17 protein-coding genes and 2 pseudogenes are annotated in these 20,315 nt (G+C 46.2%); 5 read left to right on the top strand and 14 right to left on the bottom strand.

The features are described 5' to 3' along the window. Positions 1–178: 178 nt before the first annotated feature. Both tkt and tal read right to left on the bottom strand, forming a co-directional pair. Positions 179–2,170 (bottom strand): transketolase, encoded by a 1,992-nt coding sequence (gene tkt, locus Q1A70_RS14395; protein ID WP_299692765.1) that lies wholly within the window; start codon positions 2,168–2,170, stop codon positions 179–181. 88 nt (positions 2,171–2,258) lie between these two features. Continuing rightward, positions 2,259–3,209: a transaldolase gene (gene tal / locus Q1A70_RS14390; protein ID WP_299692768.1), complete on the bottom strand. Its 951-nt coding sequence runs from the start codon at positions 3,207–3,209 to the stop codon at positions 2,259–2,261. Positions 3,210–3,670: 461 nt separating this feature from the next. On the opposite strand from tal, the gene Q1A70_RS14385 reads away from it, so the two are divergent. Further along, positions 3,671–4,675 carry a sugar-binding transcriptional regulator gene (locus Q1A70_RS14385; protein WP_299692771.1) on the top strand — a complete coding sequence of 335 codons (1,005 nt, stop codon included), beginning with the start codon at positions 3,671–3,673 and terminating at the stop codon, positions 4,673–4,675. A gap of 31 nt (positions 4,676–4,706) precedes the next feature. Then, a pseudogene (locus Q1A70_RS14380) lies at positions 4,707–5,018 on the top strand (glycosyl hydrolase family 18 protein); the annotation flags it as partial. 98 nt (positions 5,019–5,116) lie between these two features. On the opposite strand, the gene Q1A70_RS14375 reads toward Q1A70_RS14380, so the two are convergent. The 6 genes from Q1A70_RS14375 to moeA form a co-directional block, all read right to left on the bottom strand. Next, positions 5,117–5,953, bottom strand: a complete 837-nt coding sequence (locus tag Q1A70_RS14375; RefSeq protein WP_299692774.1) for a sulfurtransferase — start codon at positions 5,951–5,953, stop codon at positions 5,117–5,119. Between the two features lie 53 nt (positions 5,954–6,006). Next, positions 6,007–6,321, bottom strand: a complete 315-nt coding sequence (locus Q1A70_RS14370; protein WP_299692777.1) for a hypothetical protein — start codon at positions 6,319–6,321, stop codon at positions 6,007–6,009. A 157-nt stretch (positions 6,322–6,478) separates the two neighbouring features. Then, positions 6,479–7,093: a hypothetical protein gene (locus tag Q1A70_RS14365; RefSeq protein ID WP_299692780.1), complete on the bottom strand. Its 615-nt coding sequence runs from the start codon at positions 7,091–7,093 to the stop codon at positions 6,479–6,481. 11 nt (positions 7,094–7,104) lie between these two features. After that, positions 7,105–9,240: an LruC domain-containing protein gene (locus Q1A70_RS14360; RefSeq protein WP_299692783.1), complete on the bottom strand. Its 2,136-nt coding sequence runs from the start codon at positions 9,238–9,240 to the stop codon at positions 7,105–7,107. A gap of 291 nt (positions 9,241–9,531) precedes the next feature. Then, positions 9,532–10,281, bottom strand: coding sequence for a molybdopterin-synthase adenylyltransferase MoeB (moeB, locus tag Q1A70_RS14355; RefSeq protein ID WP_299692786.1), 750 nt, complete (start codon positions 10,279–10,281; stop codon positions 9,532–9,534). Between the two features lie 11 nt (positions 10,282–10,292). Continuing rightward, a complete protein-coding gene (gene moeA / locus Q1A70_RS14350; RefSeq protein WP_299692789.1) occupies positions 10,293–11,528 on the bottom strand; it encodes a molybdopterin molybdotransferase MoeA in 1,236 nt (411 codons plus the stop codon). 215 nt (positions 11,529–11,743) lie between these two features. Between moeA and folE the strand changes: the two genes are divergently transcribed. After that, complete coding sequence (gene folE, locus Q1A70_RS14345) at positions 11,744–12,397, top strand: GTP cyclohydrolase I FolE (RefSeq protein WP_299692792.1); 654 nt, start codon at positions 11,744–11,746, stop codon at positions 12,395–12,397. 297 nt (positions 12,398–12,694) lie between these two features. Here the strand turns inward: folE and Q1A70_RS14340 are convergent, their stop codons facing one another. The 4 genes from Q1A70_RS14340 to Q1A70_RS14325 form a co-directional block, all read right to left on the bottom strand. After that, the gene (locus Q1A70_RS14340) at positions 12,695–13,324 is read right to left on the bottom strand and encodes a hypothetical protein (RefSeq protein WP_299692795.1); all 630 of its coding nucleotides are present in this window, start codon (positions 13,322–13,324) and stop codon (positions 12,695–12,697) included. Continuing rightward, a complete protein-coding gene (locus tag Q1A70_RS14335) occupies positions 13,317–13,856 on the bottom strand; it encodes a YaeQ family protein (RefSeq protein WP_299692798.1) in 540 nt (179 codons plus the stop codon). The genes Q1A70_RS14340 and Q1A70_RS14335 overlap by 8 nt, the downstream gene beginning before the upstream one ends. A gap of 117 nt (positions 13,857–13,973) precedes the next feature. Continuing rightward, entirely contained in the window at positions 13,974–14,183 is a 210-nt protein-coding gene (locus Q1A70_RS14330) for a cold-shock protein (protein WP_004737278.1), read from the bottom strand. Between the two features lie 446 nt (positions 14,184–14,629). Continuing rightward, positions 14,630–15,715, bottom strand: coding sequence for a PQQ-dependent sugar dehydrogenase (locus tag Q1A70_RS14325; protein ID WP_299692811.1), 1,086 nt, complete (start codon positions 15,713–15,715; stop codon positions 14,630–14,632). Between the two features lie 275 nt (positions 15,716–15,990). On the opposite strand from Q1A70_RS14325, the gene Q1A70_RS14320 reads away from it, so the two are divergent. Further along, positions 15,991–17,190: a multidrug effflux MFS transporter gene (locus tag Q1A70_RS14320; RefSeq protein ID WP_299692814.1), complete on the top strand. Its 1,200-nt coding sequence runs from the start codon at positions 15,991–15,993 to the stop codon at positions 17,188–17,190. Positions 17,191–17,378: 188 nt separating this feature from the next. Next, positions 17,379–18,191: a crotonase/enoyl-CoA hydratase family protein gene (locus Q1A70_RS14315; RefSeq protein ID WP_299692817.1), complete on the top strand. Its 813-nt coding sequence runs from the start codon at positions 17,379–17,381 to the stop codon at positions 18,189–18,191. A gap of 156 nt (positions 18,192–18,347) precedes the next feature. On the opposite strand, the gene Q1A70_RS14310 is transcribed toward Q1A70_RS14315, so the two are convergent. After that, positions 18,348–19,934 carry a BCCT family transporter gene (locus tag Q1A70_RS14310; protein WP_299692820.1) on the bottom strand — a complete coding sequence of 529 codons (1,587 nt, stop codon included), beginning with the start codon at positions 19,932–19,934 and terminating at the stop codon, positions 18,348–18,350. Positions 19,935–20,225: 291 nt separating this feature from the next. Continuing rightward, positions 20,226–20,315 (bottom strand): annotated as a pseudogene (locus Q1A70_RS14305) (IS5/IS1182 family transposase); the annotation flags it as partial.

Here is a 20,315-nt window from a genome sequence, read left to right as displayed (position 1 = left end):
CCGAATACATTAGCGCAAACCAACTCCGTTATTACTTAATTGTAGTTGCAATAACGGGGCGGACCATACATTTTTGTGGGGCAAAAGAATAGACAACCGATCTAAAAAAGCCCCGCATTTTCATGCGAGGCTTTCAGTATGTATCAACCCAATTTAGGGCGAGACAATTGAATCAAGATTAAGCTAGCAGCTCTTTCGCAGTGTTTACTACGTTTTCAGTAGTGAAACCGAACATCTTGAATAGCTCGCCTGCTGGCGCAGATTCGCCGAACGTTGTCATGCCGATGATCTTGCCACCAAAACCAACGTACTTGTACCAGAAGTCAGCGATACCAGCTTCTACTGCGATACGTGCAGTTACGTCAGATGGAAGTACAGACTCACGGTATTCAGCATCTTGCTTGTCGAACGCGTCAGTTGCAGGCATAGAAACTACGCGTACTTTCTTACCTTCAGCGGTGAGTGCAGCAGCAGCGCTAACCGCTAGCTCAACTTCAGAACCTGTTGCAATAAGGATAAGCTCAGGCTTGCCTTCACAATCTTTCAGGATGTAACCACCGCGCGCTATGTTAGCTACTTGTGCAGCGTCGCGATCTTGTTGTGCAAGGTTTTGACGAGAGAAGATTAGCGATGTTGGGCCATCTTTACGCTCGATGGCCAGTTTCCAAGCCACTGCAGATTCAACTTGGTCACATGGACGCCATGTGCTCATGTTTGGAGTCAGACGTAGAGAAGCGATCTGCTCAACCGGTTGGTGAGTAGGACCATCTTCGCCTAGGCCGATAGAATCGTGCGTGTAAACTTGGATGTTCTGAACTTTCATCAGAGCAGCCATACGCATAGCATTACGCGCGTATTCCATGAACATTAGGAAGGTTGCGCCGTATGGTACGAAACCACCGTGCAGAGCGATACCGTTCATGATAGCCGTCATACCGAATTCACGTACACCGTAGTGGATGTAGTTACCAGAGAAGTCAGTGGCTTCAAGAGACTTAGAACCAGACCACATAGTTAGGTTAGAAGGCGCAAGGTCAGCAGAGCCGCCCATGAATTCTGGTAGCATAGCACCGAACGCTTCTAGCGCGTTTTGAGATGCTTTACGTGAAGCGATGTTTGCTGGGTTAGCTTGAAGATCAGCAATGATTTGGTTTGCTTTCTCTTCCCACTGCGCAGGTAGGTCACCGTTTACGCGGCGTTTGAATTCAGCTGCCAGCTCAGGGTATGCAGCTTCATAAGCTGCAAATTTCTCGTTCCACGCTGCTTCCTTAGCTGCGCCTGCTTCTTTCGCATCCCACTCTGAGTAAACTTCCGACGGAATTTCAAAAGGACCGTGCTCCCAACCTAATTCTTTACGTGTTGCTGCAATTTCTTCAGCGCCTAGTGGTGCACCGTGACAGTCGTGCGTACCTGATTTGTTTGGAGAACCAAAGCCAATCACTGTTTTAGTACAGATTAGCGTAGGGCGAGGATCTGCTTTAGCTGCTTCGATAGCTGCATTAATAGCATCAGCATCGTGGCCATCTACTGCTGGGATTACGTGCCAGCCGTATGCTTCGAAACGCTTAGGCGTATCGTCAGAGAACCAACCTTCAACTTCACCATCGATAGAGATGCCGTTGTCATCCCAGAAAGCAACCAGCTTACCAAGACCTAGCGTGCCCGCTAGAGAACACGCTTCGTGAGAGATACCTTCCATCAGACAGCCATCACCCATGAATGCATAAGTATAGTGGTCGACGATGTCGTGGCCTTCTTTGTTGAATTGTGCTGCGAGCGCTTTCTCAGCCATCGCCATACCAACAGCGTTAGTGATGCCTTGACCTAGAGGACCAGTCGTTGTTTCGATGCCTGGTGCGTAGCCGTACTCTGGGTGACCTGGCGTCTTAGAGTGCAGTTGACGGAAGTTCTTAAGATCTTCAATTGAAAGATCGTAACCTGCAAGGTGAAGCAGAGAGTAAATCAGCATTGAGCCGTGGCCGTTAGACAGGATAAAACGGTCGCGGTCGGCCCACTCTGGGTTTGCAGGGTTGTGGTTTAGGTGAGAGCGCCAAAGTACTTCAGCGATGTCAGCCATACCCATAGGTGCGCCTGGATGACCTGAATTTGCTTGTTGTACGCCGTCCATGCTTAGCGCACGAATAGCGTTGGCGAGATGCTTACGATTCATAAGAACTTCCGAATAAAAATTAAGAAAAACAAAATTGAAAAAAGTAGGGGAACTGAACGTTCCCCCTATTTGAATTTGGTAAGAGTGATTACAGCTTAGCTGCGATCATGTCTTCTAGTTTGCCTTGGTCAACAGCGAAGTTGCGGATGCCTTCAGCCAGTTTCTCAACGGCCATTGGGTCTTGGTTGTGATCCCATAGGAACTCAGCGTGAGTCATTGCTGCTGGGCGAGCTTTAGTGCCGTTAGAGTCGATAAGCTTCTCTACGACGTCGCCTTCAGCGGCTTCGAGTTCTGCTAGAAGTTGAGGTGCGATAGTCAGACGGTCACAGCCAGCAAGTTCAAGGATCTCGCCGATGTTACGGAAGCTTGCGCCCATAACAACAGTCTTGTAACCGTGCTCTTTGTAGTAGTTGTAGATGCTAGAAACCGACACTACGCCTGGATCTTCTGAAGCTTCAAAGTCACGACCTTCTTTCGCTTTGTACCAGTCCATAATGCGGCCGACGAAAGGAGATATTAGGAATACGCCAGCTTCAGCACAAGCACGTGCTTGCGCGAAAGAGAATAGCAGCGTTAGATTACAGTTGATGCCTTCTTTCTCTAGTATTTCAGCCGCGCGGATGCCTTCCCATGTCGAAGCCAGTTTGATCAGGATGCGATCGTTAGTGATGCCAGCGTCGTTGTACATTTTGATAAGTTGACGAGCTTTAGCAACGCTGCCTTCCATATCGTAAGAAAGACGAGCATCGACTTCAGTAGAGATACGGCCTGGTACAACCTTCAGGATTTCTTTACCGATGTTTACGTTTAGCATGTCGCAAGTGTCTTGAACTTGCTGCGTTTTATCATCGCTTTGCGCTTTAGCGTATGCGATAGACGCATCGATTAAAGGAGCGTACTCAGCAATTTGAGCGGCTTTAAGAATTAGAGAGGGATTAGTTGTCGCATCTTCAGGGGTATATTTGCTAATCGCTTCAATATCGCCAGTGTCAGCTACCACAGTGGTCAGTTTACGAAGTTGCTCTAATTTATTGCTCATTTTGATCGTCCTATGTATCGCAGAGCACCCCATTTTATTGAATAGAGGTGCGGGCATTTGCAAGCTAACTAATAAAGTTCTCAGTGGTTGTACCAGTGAGTCAAACTTACATTAATTTAAATTTTTCTCCGAACGAACATTTGCATAGAACATTTGTTCGTTCGATGAGTAAATGATGTAGTCATATTTATCCGATCTAGCCCCAAAGTCAACGGCAAATAGTGCGGTATGGTGACTTCAGTCAAATATATTTCGCTCTAGTAATCATGGGGTATGCAAGCAAACGTTTAATGGGCATGAGGAGGTGAATTAATCAACAATAAAACCAAGGATATTGCCGTGAGCAAATGTTCCTTGCTGCTACATATGTTCGAGGTGTAAACTTATGTATCACTTGCTGATGCATAGAGCATTTGTCCCTAAGTAGGTAAAATAATTGTTAAACATAGGTTGCGTGATATATGAGTAAGAATATCCAAGATGTTTCCGAAGAAAACACTGATCTCCTCACTGAAGTGGCAGTTGCTTATTATCAGGATGGCGCGACACAAGAAGAGATCTCCAAAAAGTACTCTATCTCTCGTGCAAAGGTTGGTCGAATGCTCAAACAAGCCCGAGATGAAGGCATTGTTGAGATCACAGTTAAATACCACCCTGTATTCAGTGCCAAGATAGAACAACGCTTGATTGATCGCTTTGGTGTCAAGCGTGCGTTGATTGCTCTGGATCAGCCAAATGAAGAACAGCAACGACAGCAGGTGGCAGGCTTGGTCTCCAGCTATCTGACCAGTACCTTAAAAAATGGCATGGTGGTGACGGTCGGTCAAGGCCGTAATGTGTCGTCTGTTGCTCACTATACTGGGGTGATCACCCCGCGTGACTGTAAGTTCGTGTGCGGTATTGGCGGCATTCACCCAAGAGGGGGGATGTTTAACGCCGACCATATATGCAGACAACTCGCCAAAAAATATGGAGGCTCTTCTGAAACCTTATATGCGCCAGCCTATGCAGAGAACAAAGCTCAAAAAACCGCATTCATGGAAAACAGTACTGTTAAGCAGACTCTCGATCTCGCCCGCAAAGCCGATGTTGCATTAGTCGGTATCGGTGATATGAGTGAAAACAGCTATATGGTCGACTTGGGTTGGTTTACCGCAGGTGAAGTGGTTCAGTCTCGTTTACTCCAAGGAGTGGTCGGTGATTTTGCTGGCTATGACTTTTTCGATGTACACGGCAAAGCTGCCAACACTGTCATGAGTGATCGCGTTATCGGTTTGAGCCTAGACGAATTTCGACCCATTTCAGAAGTTATCGCCATTGCCGCAGAAAACAGCAAGCCTTTAGCACTATTAGGAGCGTTGAGAACTGGAGCAATAGATGTGATTGCAACAACGGTGAGTAACGCGTTAACAGTTCTAAATCTTGATGAGCAGATGGCGCGTGTGAGTTTAGAGAAGAAAATTTAACTAAATCAAATTGCTATGAAATCCGAAAGGCGACTTAGTCTTTGAGAAAGGCGCGGAGTTTGGTACCGGAGAGAATGGATACTTCATGTTCTGGGATTTGCTGAAAAACTACGGTGAAGACTAAGACTAAGACTATGCCTATCAATACGATGAACAGGCTCAAGCCCCGTTTCTTTGGAATGATAAAGAGAAAGTGTTTATCTCTTTTGAAGACCAACGTTCGATTAAAGCTAAGGTTGAGTGGGCTAAATCGGCTAAGCTAGGGGGCATTTTTACATGGGAGCTGTCGGGTGACCCATCAGGGGATCTGGTTGAAGTCATGCATCAAGAGATGAGCAAATAGACCCAATATGACACAAATGAAACCCTCGCACTGCGGGGGTTTTTGCTTTGGTCTATCTGTTAAGTGCTGCTGGTTAGACAGGTTACCGATTTGATGGACTACTCGGTTTGAATTGGTAAGTCTTGTCGTTGGCCCCATTCAGTCCATGAACCGTCATATACGGCTAAGTTTTCATAACCACACAATTGGCTCGCGAGTAGAACAATGCACGCGGTCACCCCAGATCCACAACTAAAGATATAGTGACTTTTATCTTGGGCGATTGAAGAATTAAGAATCGACTTTAACTGCTCTACGGGCTTAATCTTATGGCCGTTCATTAGCTCAGCAAAAGGCTGACAAACCGAGTTTGGAATATGGCCGCTTCTGAGCTCCGCTCTAGGCTCTGGCACTTCGGCAAAAAAACGCGCTTTTGAGCGAACATCGACGGTTAAGCTGGCCTCGTTGTCAGTTTGCTCTAATACCTGTTCAGCGGATAGGAAAAAGCGTGGGTTGAGCTTCCCGCAAAAGTCACCGTTGGCCGAAGGAGAGGCATAAGATCTCTCTAGAGGTAGCCCAGCGTTCTTCCATTCCGTTAAGCCACCATCGAGCACGTACACTTCTTTGTGTCCCATGGCTTTCAGCATCCACCATGCTCTTGGTGAAGCAAAAGTGCCGCTATTGTCATACACTACGATGGTAGAGTTGTTATTTAAGCCTAGCTCTCGTGCTAGCTGATTAAAACGCGCTTCACTTGGCATCATATGCGGGAGTGAGGCATCGGGATCACTGAACTGAGTGTCGTAATCAAAACGCATAGCAGCAGGAATGACGTGTCGTTTATCTTTTTCAGGCTCGCTCTGGATCTGAAAGTCGATACTGGCATCGAGAATGACGAGATCGCTCTCTAGCAAACGTTGTTGAAGTTGTTCCGGTGAAATCAGTGGCTGATTCATTGTCGTTCTATCCATTATTTTTGTTTTATTGGTAAATGTCGCTAAGGCCATCACTAGCGCACAGTTCGACAGTGAATGAACTGATAACTGCTTTGTCCGGTGATTTGATTGACTAATGTATCAAGTGCGACCACAGAATCAACAGGGCAGTCTGTGGTCGGTGTTATGGAGATACGAAATACTTTGTTGTCTTCGGTCTGAACGGTGAGATAACGCCTGTGTCCATCTAAGGATTGTGTGAGCGTGTTCGCTATCACCTTGGCTTGAATCCGCTGTCCAGATTCTGATGTGAGAGGGTAATAGGTGAGAGCCATTAATACGCCTACACCACACATTAAGATAAATAGACCTATTTTAAACTGTTTCATGAGAGTAAGTCTTTGAAGGTTATCTTTAAAATATAAGTGAGAACGGTAGTAAAGTGAATGCAGTCAGTGGGAAATTTTAGTCATCGCTTGATTGCTCAAAACAGAAAGTGAACAGGGCGGTTCACTTTCTGTTTATAAAGTGCGGCCTAAATACCGTCTACCAAACCATCTGCGAGTCACCGCTCGCGACCACTTTTTGCAGTGGCGACTGACCATCGTAAAACCAAATCTCAATCAACAGTGAGTCTTGGTTTACGGGGGCCGCAAAGTTTGAGGCGAATACACCAGCGTCTAATGGGCCTGCAATCACTTTACTGGAGTAATCCGGTTTTAGTGTCCCGTCGTCTCGGGTTGTATAGCGGCTATAAACGGTGACAAAAGAGCGTGCAGTTGAAATATGGCTGATATTGATGTCGAGCTTAAACGGCTCGACAGAGCTGTAGTCAAATCCATCAGGCACCACCACATCACTCATCGTATAGCTTTGCGCTGCTGGCGCACTGGATGTGGTAGACGGCAAAGGCGTTGCTGTTACCGGAGTTAGCACTGCTGCGGGATCAGACGGTGTTGCTGGTGATGGCGAAGAGGTACTGCCTCCGCCACCTCCGCCGCCGCCACACCCAGCTATTACCAATGGCATTACTGCTAGAATAGTGGTGTACGATTTCTTTACGTTCCAAGTGTTTGCTACAGACATACGTTGTTCCTCTGAGAGATCACGACTTGAATCAGCGCAATGATTGCTTAGGTATGGTTTAGTGTGAATCGTCATAATGTTTCTCCCTAAGGCGCGTAGCATTGATTGTCGGCGGGCGTTTGATACCACGTCTGGTTGGCGTCACCGCCTGATTCAGCGTATTGTTTGAACTGTGGATAAGCCGTCACAATATCAATGTGTTCAATAGGCCATTCCCATTCAGTATCAGAAGTAATGAGCAATGCCCAAGGGTGATTGTCAGCCGTTTTAAAATACTTCCCTGTCGCTGGATCACTGTCATCCACCCCTAAGCCTGCGTCAAATAAGTTCGCGGTATCAAAGGCTTCGGTGGGGGCTTGATCAGGCAAGTGGACCTCCCAGCTACGTCCTGGATGCAGAGGTAGGTTTTCACCGTGATAATACCCCGGCGTTGCGAAAATGAACGGGTCGTAAGGCATGTCTGTCCAACTGTCTGTGCTCACACCATCACCCACTAAGTTAATGCCGATTTGGAACGAGAACTGTTCGTCATTCTTACAGCTGTTACTGGTTCGGTAGAAGTTACAATCGGTGCTGATTTTTTCTGTTAGGTCATTTGCGACAACGAAGATCGCCTCACTACGTCCATCCTCAAGGTTCAAATCAGTAAAGGTACCCTTGTGTTTCATGTAGGAGCCTGCACTGTTGACTGAGCTTGGAGCAAGATTAGGGAGACGCACCGCAAAGCCATTTCTGTACGATGCCCCTGCCGCCGCTAAGCGCCCATCGATAGTGGATTTTACGACTTTTCCGTCTTTAAGGATTTCTGTAATACGATACATAATAACTGCGTCATTCATGTCGTAATCGGCTTTGTAAGGCCAGTTATCTTCATAAGCGAGTGTTGCGTAGCCAGAAGCGCTTGGGAAATAACGAGCCGTCGCACCATCGTTAAGTACATCGACTTGAATATCCACCACTTCCCCTGACGTTGAACCACCAAAGTAATTCAAATTGGTTTGCTGGCTGAATCTAAAGCGAGCCCAAGTCGTTCCGGTTAGCGCGTTGATGTCTACATTGAGGAACAGTTCGTTTTCTCCTGCATCTAGAAAGTAGTCGGTAAACACTTGTTCATTGTCTCCATCAAAGCTGCCATCTTGGTTCCAGTCGATCCAAGCAGAAAGGTAACCTGTGGTGGAAGCCTCAATAACCACTTTTGAATCCAGCCCGGCTTCCAGTGCTGTGACAAAACCGATCCCGCCGTTGGTCCACTCGTCGTCAATGCCCACACTTTCATCGGATAGAGGGGTGACGTAGCCATCGAGGTCGGCATCAGGAGCATCTGTCCCTAGCCAAGTCATGCCATCCAATTCATGACGAGGACCGTTGCTTGCAAGCAGGGTTAGGTAACTATCAGGCGCATCACCGAAGTCGATGTTGGAGTCTTCATCGACCACTGGCGCATTGGCACAACGTGCGCCATCATTTTGATTCGAAGATGGGCCGTTGGACACGAATTCAACCGCCGGAACAACGCCTTCGGCAATATTGTCGGCGTTTTCTGGAGATAAGTTGATTCGGTAGATCTTTCCATCTTGGTTACGAGAGACGTAGTAGTAGCCATTGACATCAAAATAGCCCGCTCCGAACGTACCCAGCTCTCCGGTATTACCGATGTAAGTTTCGGCACCTGTGGTCGGGTTAAATCGGTATAAGCCGCCGGAGTTATTATCAATCCCGTAGAGCGAGCCGTCACTTGGATGAAAAGCAAAGTCGGTTAAATTGACGCTTGCTGGGCTGCCTGCAATTTTGTTAACTGTCACCGTCGCGCTTGGATCGCTGTCTAAAGGGGAGAGGTCGACGGTGAATAACCCTTTTCCTTTACGGTAGAGGTAGTAAACGTGTTGATAGACATCACCGACATAGAAGGTGTGGTCGGTCGGCAAGCCACTGGTATTGATCACTTCGGCTTGAAAGTCTTGACCAAGACGAACTAAGCGTTTGTTGGTGGTGTCATAGCCGTAGATATATCTGTCTTCAAAATCGAAGCCGACGCCATTAATATTGGCATTCATGCCCGTATCGTCTTCGAGTAAAGTCGTTGAACCAGTCACTAGGTTAACCCCCCATACTTCAACGGGTTTTGATTGAAACAGGTAAGCCTGACTTGGACAGGTATCGAATGGCGCAGCATTGACGACTAGGGGAGCACTTAATAGCATGCTTAACGTGGTGATTCTCATATCTACATCCTTGTATGGAAGGTTTAGATACTTAATCAAGTTACGTGCCAAAGTTTAACTTGCTGATTTTATGTTATTTTTATGGTCTAGTCTTGATGTTTTTTGTTACTTTCTCAAATTGAGAATTTAAATAAAACAAACTTCTCAGCTGTTGTTCCAAATTGATAAATCGGTTTGAAATACTGAGTTCTATTCATAAACAGCTATTCATAAACAGCTATTCATAAAAAAGCCCTGATTGAGTGTCAGGGCTGAAACGTTTGTAGGGTAGAGCTGAGTTACTTGAATCGCTTAGCCACACACTGAGCAATGAGGCATCTTCATTAAATTCATTTCACGCCAACTGTGGGACATGGCATCGAGAATGAGTAGCTTGCCTTGTTTGGGCTGGCCAAATTGAGCAATCACTTTAATGGCTTCCAAAGCCTGAGCCGCACCAACCATTCCTACAACAGGGGCCATAACACCCGCTTCAACACAGCTTAGTGCAGCCGTGCCAAATAGAGCACTCAAGCATTGATAGCAGGGGGCATCTGCGTCTTGGTAAGTGAAAACACTGATTTGGCCTTCCATGCGAATCGCAGCCCCCGATACGAGTGGCGTTTTTGAGGCGTAACACAAACGGTTAAGTTGATTGCGCGTTTCAACGTTGTCGCTGGCATCAAGCACCAGTGAGTGTTCTTCAATTAAGCGAGCGAGTGCTTGGTCATCAAGCCGATGGTTAACGGTTTCAATTGTCAGATGAGGGTTTAATACTCGCAGCGACTCTGCTGCAGAATCGACCTTTTTCTTACCAATATCCGCATCGGTGTGAAGTACTTGTCGCTGTAAGTTAGAAAGCTCGACAATATCATCGTCAATCAGTGTCAGCTTACCAATGCCCGCAGTCGCGAGGTATTGCGCGGAGGCGCAACCTAGACCACCTGCACCTAACACTAAGATTGAACTCTGTTTCAGCGCTTCTTGGCCTTCAAAATCAAACTGCTTGAGGATGATCTGGCGGTTGTAGCGAAGCATTTCTGTATCAGACAGTATTTCCATCAGCAGCCTCGTTAGTAAAGCGTCGAGTTAAACAGTTGAATCTGAACCGTTTCGCCGACTTCGACTCGGCCGCGTTCACGCTCTAGAACCACAAAGCAATTGGCTAAGCTCATTGAGCGAAAAGCGCCAGAGCTTTGGTTGCCCGTTGTCTCTACCACAAACTGTCCGTTTTCAATCGAGTAGATACCTCGTTGGTAATCGGTACGGCCTGGGGCTTTTTTGAATGCAGACTTAGTGATCGCCGGAATCGACTCTGGGGCTGTCCATGCTGTATGAGCTGCTAGTTTCGCCAGCATAGGCTGCACCAAAACATACATCGTCATCATTGCCGAGACAGGGTTACCCGGTAAGCCACAGAACCATGCGTTATCCAACTCACCGAATGCAAACGGCTTACCCGGTTTAATAGCCAGTTTCCAAAAGCCGATTTGACCGAGTTCTTCCAAAATATCTTTTGTGTAATCCGCTTCACCGACACTCACACCACCAGAAGTCACCACAACGTCTGCCAATTCTTGAGCTTTAACGAAGGTTTCTTTTAGCGTAGCAGGGCAGTCAGGAATAATGCCTAAATCGATAGCTTCACAACCAAATGCTTCAATCAGTGGTTTAATACCGTAGCGGTTGCTGTCGTAGATCTGACCATCTTCAAGGGGTTGGCCCAATGGCTTTAGCTCATCGCCCGTCGAGAAGAAAGCGACTTTCGGTTTGTGTGCTACAGTTACATGGCTCACACCGAGTGAAGCGATCATTGGGATATCACGTGGTGTTAGACGCTCACCACGGTTAAGTACGATATCACCTTGCTTGATGTCATCTCCGGTCGGGCGAATATTATTGTTGAGCTTGATGTTGTCTTGTTGAATTTCAATACCAGTGTCAGTTTCACGAGTATTTTCTTGCATGATCACTGCGTCACAACCTTCAGGGATTTTTGCGCCGGTCATGATGCGAATACAGGTGTTGCTAGGCCACTCGCCTTCAAATGGTTGACCCGCGAAAGATTTACCCGCCAACGGCAGTATTTTACTCTTCTCAAGATCCGCCAAGCGTAGTGCATAGCCATCCATCGCTGAGTTATCAAAAGGAGGAACGAAAATAGGAGAAAGGACATCTTCAGCAAGAACGTAACCTAATGCATCCGCTAAAGGGAGTGACATGGTGGTTTGAATCGGTTTAATTGGTGATAGCAGCTTATCTAGTGCTTCTTCAATTGGCATCAAGCCAGGAGCGTCGCAACAGCCCATAATTGAATTCCTTTGATCGTTATTATTCTGATTTAGTGGTTGGCGATGGTGTTTTAATCGGTATGAGAACACCGATTTGACCAACGAAATGCTCGTCACTTTAGCATAGTTTAAGCCCCGTAAATAATGACCTCACTTAAAATATGAGTGTATTTATTCAAAATTACGAGTATCCTTGTTTTCCATCCAAAAGGGGTAATACAAGAGGAAGTTTAATGTCAGGTCTTAGCGAATCAGCGAAGTTGGTGAAAGATGCGCTAGCAAGCCGTGGATTAGAGACACCCATGCGTCCTAATCAGGTGAGCCGAGAAGAGAAAAAGGAACGAATCGAACACCATATGCGTGAGATTCTTACTCTGCTTGAACTTGATCTTTCGGACGATAGCCTCGAAGAAACACCGCAACGTATTGCCAAAATGTACGTGGATGAAATTTTCTCTGGTCTGGATTACAGCAATTTCCCGAAAATTACCGTGATTGAAAACAAGATGGGTGTTCGTGAGATGGTACGTGTCAAAGACATTACCGTGACCAGCACTTGTGAGCATCACTTGGTGACCATCGATGGTAAGACCGCCGTCGCGTATATCCCACAAGGCAAGATCATTGGTCTGTCGAAGATCAACCGAATTGTCCGCTTCTTTGCCCAGCGTCCTCAAGTTCAGGAGCGTATGACCCAGCAAATTCTGGTGGCATTACAAACGTTACTTGAAACAGATGACGTTGCCGTGACCATGGATGCGGTTCACTATTGCGTAAAATCTCGCGGTGTGATGGATGCGACCAGCGAAACAACAACAACGGCACTCGGTGGTATTTTTAAATCAAACCCAGCAACGCGTCACGAGTTCTTACATGGTCTGCGTTAATCCGTTTCGTTATTTGATGAACGCGATTTAGCCTCTGTATATCGATGTTGGTTGAAAGACATTCTAAGCCTCGCATAAGCGGGGCTTTTTTGTCTTTTTCGCCAGAGCACTTTCGTTATCACTGACAATAAATTCGCGCTTGATTGAAGTTTATTAGGAAGTGGAGGAAAAGTACGCTCTATATCTTAACTGTTTATTTCCAGTTGAAAGTATATAGAGCGTCACTAGGGCGTGTTGATCTTTCGAGCTGATTTTTGCAGAAAGAGCAACACGCCCTAGACAGTCGCTGGTGGCTGTTTAAGAAAGATTAAACCAACGCTTAACGCGATGAATCAAGCCAGATGGTTTGTTTTCGACTTGATAGAGATCCAAGCCATCATAGAAACTAGCCATGAAGGCGACGCGAATCTCATCTTCTGTACTTCTCGATAAGCGAGACAGTAGCGCAGCCGTGCTTGCCGCATGATCATTGGCTAAGCTGTAATCCATCCCCAGTCGCCCTTGAATGAACAACCACAAATGGGTGACCAAGGATAACTGCTGGGCGTTCGCATTTTGAAACTTGCCGCTATGCTCACGACCTACCGTATTATCGAATACACTTTGCATCGCTTCACTGGCATCTTTATGACTTTCAAAGCGATAGATTGCATCGATATGGACCTTAGTGAGCAGCCCAAGCAGCGTTTGGCGTTCAGAGTTGTTGGGCTTATTCTCGCAAGCGTGTTTGAAAAGAGCGTGGTTTTCATCAATAAATGATGCCAGTTCTTTCTCGTAGCCCGTCACAATCGCTTTTACTGACTCTACCCCTGCTTCTTGTAAACATAGATGAAGCTTGGTTTTCACTCGCTGCTTAGCTTTGGCCTTTTGCTCCAGCTCGGCGGTTTGTTGCTTGAAATAAGTAACTTGTTGCTTAAGCTCAGTCATTACTCTGCAGCTCTTCCCACGTTACTTCTGCTGATTGCGTGTCGCTGTTGATGAAGGCCGCGTTGCCGCTCAGCATCACTGAAAGATCCATTGTACGCTGCGTCATCGCGGCCAGTTGCTCGATACCATCATTGTCTAGACGAACGATCTGAGCTTTCAGGTAACCGAATTTACCCTTGTTCTGTTCCCACCAAACATTCGATTTGGTGTTGAAGCTGAACACGCTCACTGACTTTGATAGGCGAGTCGCTTTTTTCACGCGTTCTGGATCCGGTTCGCCGACATCAATCCATTCAAGAATTTGGTCATCTAACGACTTCTGCCACAAATCGGGCTCTTCGATGCTAGATAATCCTTTAGTGAACTCAAGTTCAGGAGATGCATTGATACAGAAAGCCATGATACGAGCCATCATACGCTGCTCTGTTTCTGAAGGGTGTTGGGCAATGGTGAGGTTAAAAGAGTCGTAATAGTCGCGATTCATATCGGTTAAAGAGATACGAAACTTATAGATTGTCGGTTTGAGAGCCATTGATGGGGTGTCTTAGGTAAAAATAGTGAAGGGGAATCTTACCTTAAATTGCTGAATGGCGTGTAACAAAATAGCCAGCAAAGGCTGGCTATTTTTAGAAAGCTTTAAAATACTAAACTAAAGTACTTTGATACTGTCAGCTTGTGGGCCTTTTTGACCTTGAGATACAACGAACTCAACTTTTTGGCCTTCAGCAAGAGTTTTGAAACCTTCGCCAGTGATCGCAGAGAAGTGTGCGAATACGTCTGGACCGTTTTCTTGTTGAATGAAGCCGAAGCCTTTAGTTTCGTTGAACCATTTTACTGTACCAGTAACTGTGTTAGACATGATGTTATCCCTAAAATTAAATTTTTTATTTTGAGCCAATTGTGGCACAGATAGCGTGGAAAAGTTTATTGCTATTGCGTACAACACAACGGGGTTACTAGTAATCCAACGAAATGTTTATATACAAAGAACTTTCTTTCTAGCCGAAATGGAGTCTAAATCAAATCAGGGGATAGTCAATCGAATCCATAGCGAAAGGTTGCAGAAATTTGGGGGTAGTCAAACTTTCCATTCCTTAAATATCATGCAGTTACAGGGAGATGGTGATTTGTTGTCGTTTTTGTGACAAACGCACTTCAATTTAATGACGATTTTGGAGTCATTCCCCCTGTTTTTAGTGGGCTCAATGAAGGTGTTTAAGTTTAAAGCCGCTAAATGGTTAAGTTTAACGGCTTTATCGGTAAGTTATTATCATAAAGGTATAAAGCCCTCAAAGTTTCAAGTGGTCATGGATTCAACCGATATAGGTTGCCGTTGTCAGTGCTGAAATAAATATCTCCGCTTGGGGACATCTCAATATCTCTTACTCTCTCGCCTAAATCTTCTAAGATACGTTGTTCATCGATTGCACGACCTTGCTTGTCCACAGTCACGATATTGATGTGGGTGAGCTTTAAAGCGCCAGCCAGTAGCTTGCCTTTGAGCTGTGGGTATTTGTCACCTTGATAGACCACCAAACTGCTAGGCGCTATAGAGGGAACATACACCTTTACCGGAGGCTCAATACCCGCTTTCGTTTTCGATTCGCCGACGTTAATCGGTCCCCAATACTCTTTGCCGTGTGATGTGATGGGCCAGCCGTAGTTTGCGCCCGCTTTTATCAGGTTGATTTCATCTCCACCCCGAGGGCCATGTTCTATCGACCACAGTTTTTGAGTCGGGAAGTCGTAAAATAGCCCTTGCGGATTGCGATGACCAAAACTCCAGATCTCGTCGAGTACCTTGTCGTTGTTGATGAATGGGTTATCGCTTGGTGTACTTCCGTCGGCATTCAATCGCAGTATAGTGCCCGCATGAGTCATTGTATTTTGGCCGTTATCTCGATCGCCCCGATCACCAATTGAAAAGTACAGGTGGCTATCATCAAAGGTGATTCGGCTACCAAAGTGACGACCAGTATCGGTTCTAGATTCAGAGACAAACACGTCTTTCCAGTTGGAGACTTTACCATCGATATAATTGATAGAAGCAATAGCTGTGACGCCGTCATTTTTGGTGTTTTTACTGTAAGTGACATAGAGCTTGTCTTTTTCAAAAGGAGACAAAGCAATATCCAGTGCGCCGCCTTGTCCCTTAGCCCACACATCTGGCAGTCTAAACAGGATACTTTGGTCGCCCGTTTTTAAATCGACGTGTTTAATGACACCTGATTTCTCGGTGATCAGCATAGATTCATCGTTAACATAGGCTAAGCCCCAAGGTATCTCTAGCCCGTCAGTGATCTTCTCTGCCTGCCATGCCAAGGCTGAAGGGATTGGCCCGGAGGCGACTAGCGCTAAAACGCACGAAATAATACGGTGATGAGTGTTCATTTAAGTCCCTTTATTGTCCAAGGTATCGCGGATGTCTGGTTTAGCTTGCGCTCTAAACGTGCAAGGCGAAATTCAGTGAAAAGTGATTATTCATATATTGAGTTCAAGGGTTATTGTATGAATAAACAAGCTCACGTATGGTTACCTTGCCATTATCTACTTGATCCTTCTCGGAGCACTATGAATACCAAGCCTGCGATATCTTCGTTATTTTCTCTGCCATTATGTGGTCTGTTGCGATGCCAAGTCATCTTTGCAAATGGAAGTATTGCATCGTGAGTCGTCGATTTAGCTTTAAATCAATCTTGCTTGCATGCCTGGTCATCAGTATAGGACAGCTTAGCATGGGCTTGGTGTTTCCATCACTGCCTTGGATCGCCAAAGACTTCAATGTTTCACTAGAGCAAGCTCAACTTCTGGTGAGTGTCTATCTGTTGGGCTTTGGTCCTTCCCAGTTTATCTATGGCCCTATCTCAGACGCATTGGGGCGGAAAAAGGTTTTGCTGAGTGGCTTATTGCTCGCGATGCTTGGCCTGTTGATGATCATATTCTTTAGCCATTCGTTTACCAGCATGGTGATGGGGCGATTCTTACAAGGTTTAGGCACGGGTTGTTGTGCGGTATTGGCTCGTGCCTCAACACGCGATAGATTTAACGGCGCTGACTTACCATTGGCGATGTCTTATATCGCGATGGTGGCGTCTATTACGCCGTTAGTTGCCCCTGTTATTGGTGGGTTTATTAACTTCCACTTTGGCTGGAGTATGGTGTTCATTTCGCTATTTGGTTACGTTGCAGTGGCTTGGGTAGTGTTGGCCTTTAAGTTTAAGGAAACCGTGACCCAGTTTTCGGCGATCCCTTCACCGAAAAAAATGGCGAATCAATATAAAGAGTTACTGACGTCACGCTATTTCATGAGTTTTGCGAGCATTGGGTGGATTAACTTTAGCTTGATGATCACCACAGTGTCAGTAATGCCGTTTATTATGCAAAACCAGATTGGGATGACGTCGGACGAATACGCCATGTGGGCGGTGATCCCTGCATTGGGCATGCTAGGTGGCACCACTTTGTGTAACCGAATTCGCCCAATATTAGGCAGTAAGAAAACCCTGTTATGCACGCCTGTACTACACGTCTGTGCTGCATTATGGTTTTTCTTTTGCCCCGTTGAGCCTTTGTACCTAATGATTGGTCAGTTTTTGATGATACTTGGCAATGGTATTGCGCTGCCTTGTGCTCAAGCGTTAGTGATGTTGCCACACAAAAAGAATGCAGGTGCAGCCGCAGCCGCAGCCATGTCCGGTGGTGGGCAGATGGTGGTCTCTTCGTTAGTGAGTATGGGGTTAGTTAAATTAGGGCTGGGTGAAGTGTGGCACTTATCTCTGATGGTCACCGTGTTTACCTTGATCACTCTGTTTAATATCTTGCGTGGTTTTAGCTGCCAAGAAGCAAAAGAGTGCCAGCTTAGCTAGTTTCTCCAACTCATACTTTCTTGAATCACGTTGATAGCCTAAGCCGTTGCGGACTCTGAGCGGCTCTGGGCGAGTTTTGTCAGTGTGAGAAAATGTTAGCCAATCTAGCTCTCGATTCTCGATTCTCGATAGCCAATTTTGCATCCGTGATTAACCTAAAGGTCAGACTACTAAATTGGATAGCAAAAATGCCTGAACTTGAACGCCTTACGTGCTCCATTGATGAAAACCAGATTGCGACGGTTGTGCTGAATCGCCCCGATAAGCTCAATGCTATTGATATGGCGATGTTTCAAGGGGTGAACAACATTGTGAGTCAGTTGAAAAAGAACACTGAAATTCGCGCCGTAATAGTGAAAGGTAAGGGATCCGATTTTTGTTCAGGGCTCGATGTTAAATCCCTTTTGACCAGTAAATCGGGAGCGCTCAAGCTTCTTTTTAAATGGTTACCGATATTGCCGAATGCTGCTCAGCGTTTTTCACTTGGCTGGCGAGATATTCCATGCCCGGTTATTTTTGCCATTCATGGGCGCTGTTGGGGAGGCGGCCTGCAATTGGTCAGTGGGGGCGATTTCAGAATTGCCAGTCCGGACGCAAACTTTTCGATACTAGAGGCCAAGTGGGGCTTAATTCCTGATATGGGTGGGGCCATCGCCTTTCGAGAGTTGATGCGCAAAGATCACACCCTAGAAATGGCAATGACGGCCAAAGTGATCGATGCGGAAACAGCCCAGCAATATGGGGTAGTGACGAAAATCGCCGCAGATCCCTACGCAGAAGCTTATGTCTTGGCACTTGAATGCGCTAATCGCTCACCAGATGTCGTTGCTGCCAATAAAAAACTCTACAACAAAACGTGGTGGTCGAGTCCGGGCGTCGCTTTGTTTTACGAAACTTGGTACCAGATTAAAGTGGCCTTAGGTAAGAACCGAGCGATTGCAGCTCAGAGAGAAATACATAGAGATCAACCGCGTCCGTATATCGCAAGAAAGTTTAAATAACTCTGTATGAAAAAAATGATATATAGCAAAAATACCACATAGCAAAAAGCCACTCTGATTAACATCTGAGTGGCTTTTTCATTTTATGTGCTGATAGACTTAATCAATACGCTAAACGTCAATGTGCGGAGCCATTAGCCCAGCAGGGAAGGCGTATTAAGCGATACCTTGCTCTTTCGCCATCTGTTTCGCGATCTTAGGAGCTTGCCATAGGCACGGCAGTAAGATGAACGAAACGGGAGCCGCTGTTATCACAATGAACGACTGCAAGGCCGATATACCACCAGAGCCCATTGAGATAAGCGCAATGGCGACTGCACCCATGATGACGCCCCAGAAACTACGTACGGCTGCGTTCGGCTCTGTTGTACCAGTCATCACCACGCTGATGGTGTAAGTCATCGAGTCACCCGTCGTCACGATAAAGGTGGTCGTTAGGATCAGGAACAAAATCGAAATCAGCGTAGGAAACGGCAATTGAGAGGTAATGGCCAGTAGTACAGCTGGAAGGTTAAAGCCTTCGAACGCACTCGAAATGACGCCGGGGTTCTCCAGTTCAAACGCTAAGCCACTACCACCGACGATGCTGAACCAAAAGCACGTGACTAATGGTGCAATGATACTGATAGAAACGATCATTTGACGAATCGTACGACCACGTGAAATACGAGCAATGAAGATCGCCATCATTGGACCATAGCCTAAGAACCAGCCCCAGAAGAACACGGTCCAGCCATTGAGCCATGCTGTGTCTTGGCGATAAAGCGCCATTGGGATGAAGTTGTCGACCATTTCGCCCATGCCTTGTAGGTATCCGTCAACGATGAATCGCGTTGGACCAACTACTAAGATGTAACCGATGAGGCACACTGACAAGATGATGTTGTAACGACTTACCAGCTGGATGCCTTTGTTTACGCCACTTAGAGCAGAAAGCGTGTACATAGCTATAGCAAATAAGATAACCATGCTTTGTGTGACGAACGTGTCTGAAATACCAAACAGTTCACTCAATGCATAGCTAATTTGTAGGCCAAGGAAGCCAATCGGGCCGATGGTGCCTGCAGCGACAGCAACAATGCTGCACGCGTCGATGACGTTACCGATCCAGCTGTTGATTGCCTTGTTGCCCAATACCGGATAAAGCAATGTGCGAGGCTTAAGCGGGAGGCCTTTGTCATAATGCAGGTGCATAAGTACGATAGAAGACAACCCCCCCAAGATTGCCCATGCAAGGAAACCCCAGTGCATGAAAGACTGTGACAAGGCATTGAACGCCATTGCCTCACGGTCGGTATGACCATACAGCGGCGGAGCGGAAACAAAGTGAGCGATCGGCTCAGCCGCCGCCCAGAACACACCACCACCGGCTAATAGGGTACAGAGGACGATAGACATCCATTTAAAGGTGGTCATTTCAGGCAGCGCGAGCTTGCCTAAACGAACATGGCCGGTACGCCCTAATGCAAGCACTAAGCCGATAATGAAATTGAGCAGTAGTAGAACCTGCCAGAAAGCACCGAACCATTTGGTTGAGTAATTGAAGCCGATGTTGACTAGTTCGGACAATGCGGAAGTGTTGGTGAAGGCGAGGATGACAAAAAGGGTTAAAAAGCTGCCACTAAGCCAAAACACAGGGTTTTTGAGCTCTAGCTTCTCAATCAAAGATTGGGCTTTATTGATATTAATAGAAGTAAATTCTGCGTTGATGTTTTCACTGGCGACTTGCGTCAAGTTGGACATTATTTCTTCGCTATATTTGGCTTATTCAAGCCTATGTATTTCTCCCACACTTGCATCTTAAATGTGAGGTTCGTCAAAAAAAAGCGGCGATACTAACACACTGGTCAGCAAAAGGTGGCGGAATTTGGAAAAGAAATTACTTGATTGCCAACATTTCTCCTTTGGGGTTAGCGTTAAATCGAGGTTGTGACGATCCTAAAAAAGCAATTCTCACTTTTGAGATGCTATTTTTTAGCTTTCCGAAATAAATTTAATATTAGGGCGTGTTGATCTTTGCTGTACATTCCGTGTTCAACAATACATAGGTAGCCACATCAACATGAATGCCAGCGATAGCATGCTGGCATAATTCCTTTCTAACTTGTCATATCTACTTGAAAT

This window comes from uncultured Vibrio sp., from assembly GCF_947488985.1.
Lineage (GTDB): Bacteria > Pseudomonadota > Gammaproteobacteria > Enterobacterales > Vibrionaceae > Vibrio.
The sequence above is the reverse complement of the archived record's forward strand: the minus strand, read 5'-3'. Positions and strand labels throughout refer to the sequence as shown.

Excerpts from the sequence above, each read along its gene's own strand:
- tkt (WP_299692765.1), bottom strand. The coding sequence starts at position 2,170 with ATGAATCGTAAGCATCTCGCCAACGCTATTCGTGCGCTAAGCATGGAC.
- tal (WP_299692768.1), bottom strand. The coding sequence starts at position 3,209 with ATGAGCAATAAATTAGAGCAACTTCGTAAACTGACCACTGTGGTAGCT.
- Q1A70_RS14385 (WP_299692771.1), top strand. The coding sequence starts at position 3,671 with ATGAGTAAGAATATCCAAGATGTTTCCGAAGAAAACACTGATCTCCTC.
- Q1A70_RS14375 (WP_299692774.1), bottom strand. The coding sequence starts at position 5,953 with ATGAATCAGCCACTGATTTCACCGGAACAACTTCAACAACGTTTGCTA.
- Q1A70_RS14370 (WP_299692777.1), bottom strand. The coding sequence starts at position 6,321 with ATGAAACAGTTTAAAATAGGTCTATTTATCTTAATGTGTGGTGTAGGC.
- Q1A70_RS14365 (WP_299692780.1), bottom strand. The coding sequence starts at position 7,093 with ATGACGATTCACACTAAACCATACCTAAGCAATCATTGCGCTGATTCA.
- Q1A70_RS14360 (WP_299692783.1), bottom strand. The coding sequence starts at position 9,240 with ATGAGAATCACCACGTTAAGCATGCTATTAAGTGCTCCCCTAGTCGTC.
- moeB (WP_299692786.1), bottom strand. The coding sequence starts at position 10,281 with ATGGAAATACTGTCTGATACAGAAATGCTTCGCTACAACCGCCAGATC.
- moeA (WP_299692789.1), bottom strand. The coding sequence starts at position 11,528 with ATGGGCTGTTGCGACGCTCCTGGCTTGATGCCAATTGAAGAAGCACTA.
- folE (WP_299692792.1), top strand. The coding sequence starts at position 11,744 with ATGTCAGGTCTTAGCGAATCAGCGAAGTTGGTGAAAGATGCGCTAGCA.
- Q1A70_RS14340 (WP_299692795.1), bottom strand. The coding sequence starts at position 13,324 with ATGACTGAGCTTAAGCAACAAGTTACTTATTTCAAGCAACAAACCGCC.
- Q1A70_RS14335 (WP_299692798.1), bottom strand. The coding sequence starts at position 13,856 with ATGGCTCTCAAACCGACAATCTATAAGTTTCGTATCTCTTTAACCGAT.
- Q1A70_RS14330 (WP_004737278.1), bottom strand. The coding sequence starts at position 14,183 with ATGTCTAACACAGTTACTGGTACAGTAAAATGGTTCAACGAAACTAAA.
- Q1A70_RS14325 (WP_299692811.1), bottom strand. The coding sequence starts at position 15,715 with ATGAACACTCATCACCGTATTATTTCGTGCGTTTTAGCGCTAGTCGCC.
- Q1A70_RS14315 (WP_299692817.1), top strand. The coding sequence starts at position 17,379 with ATGCCTGAACTTGAACGCCTTACGTGCTCCATTGATGAAAACCAGATT.
- Q1A70_RS14310 (WP_299692820.1), bottom strand. The coding sequence starts at position 19,934 with ATGTCCAACTTGACGCAAGTCGCCAGTGAAAACATCAACGCAGAATTT.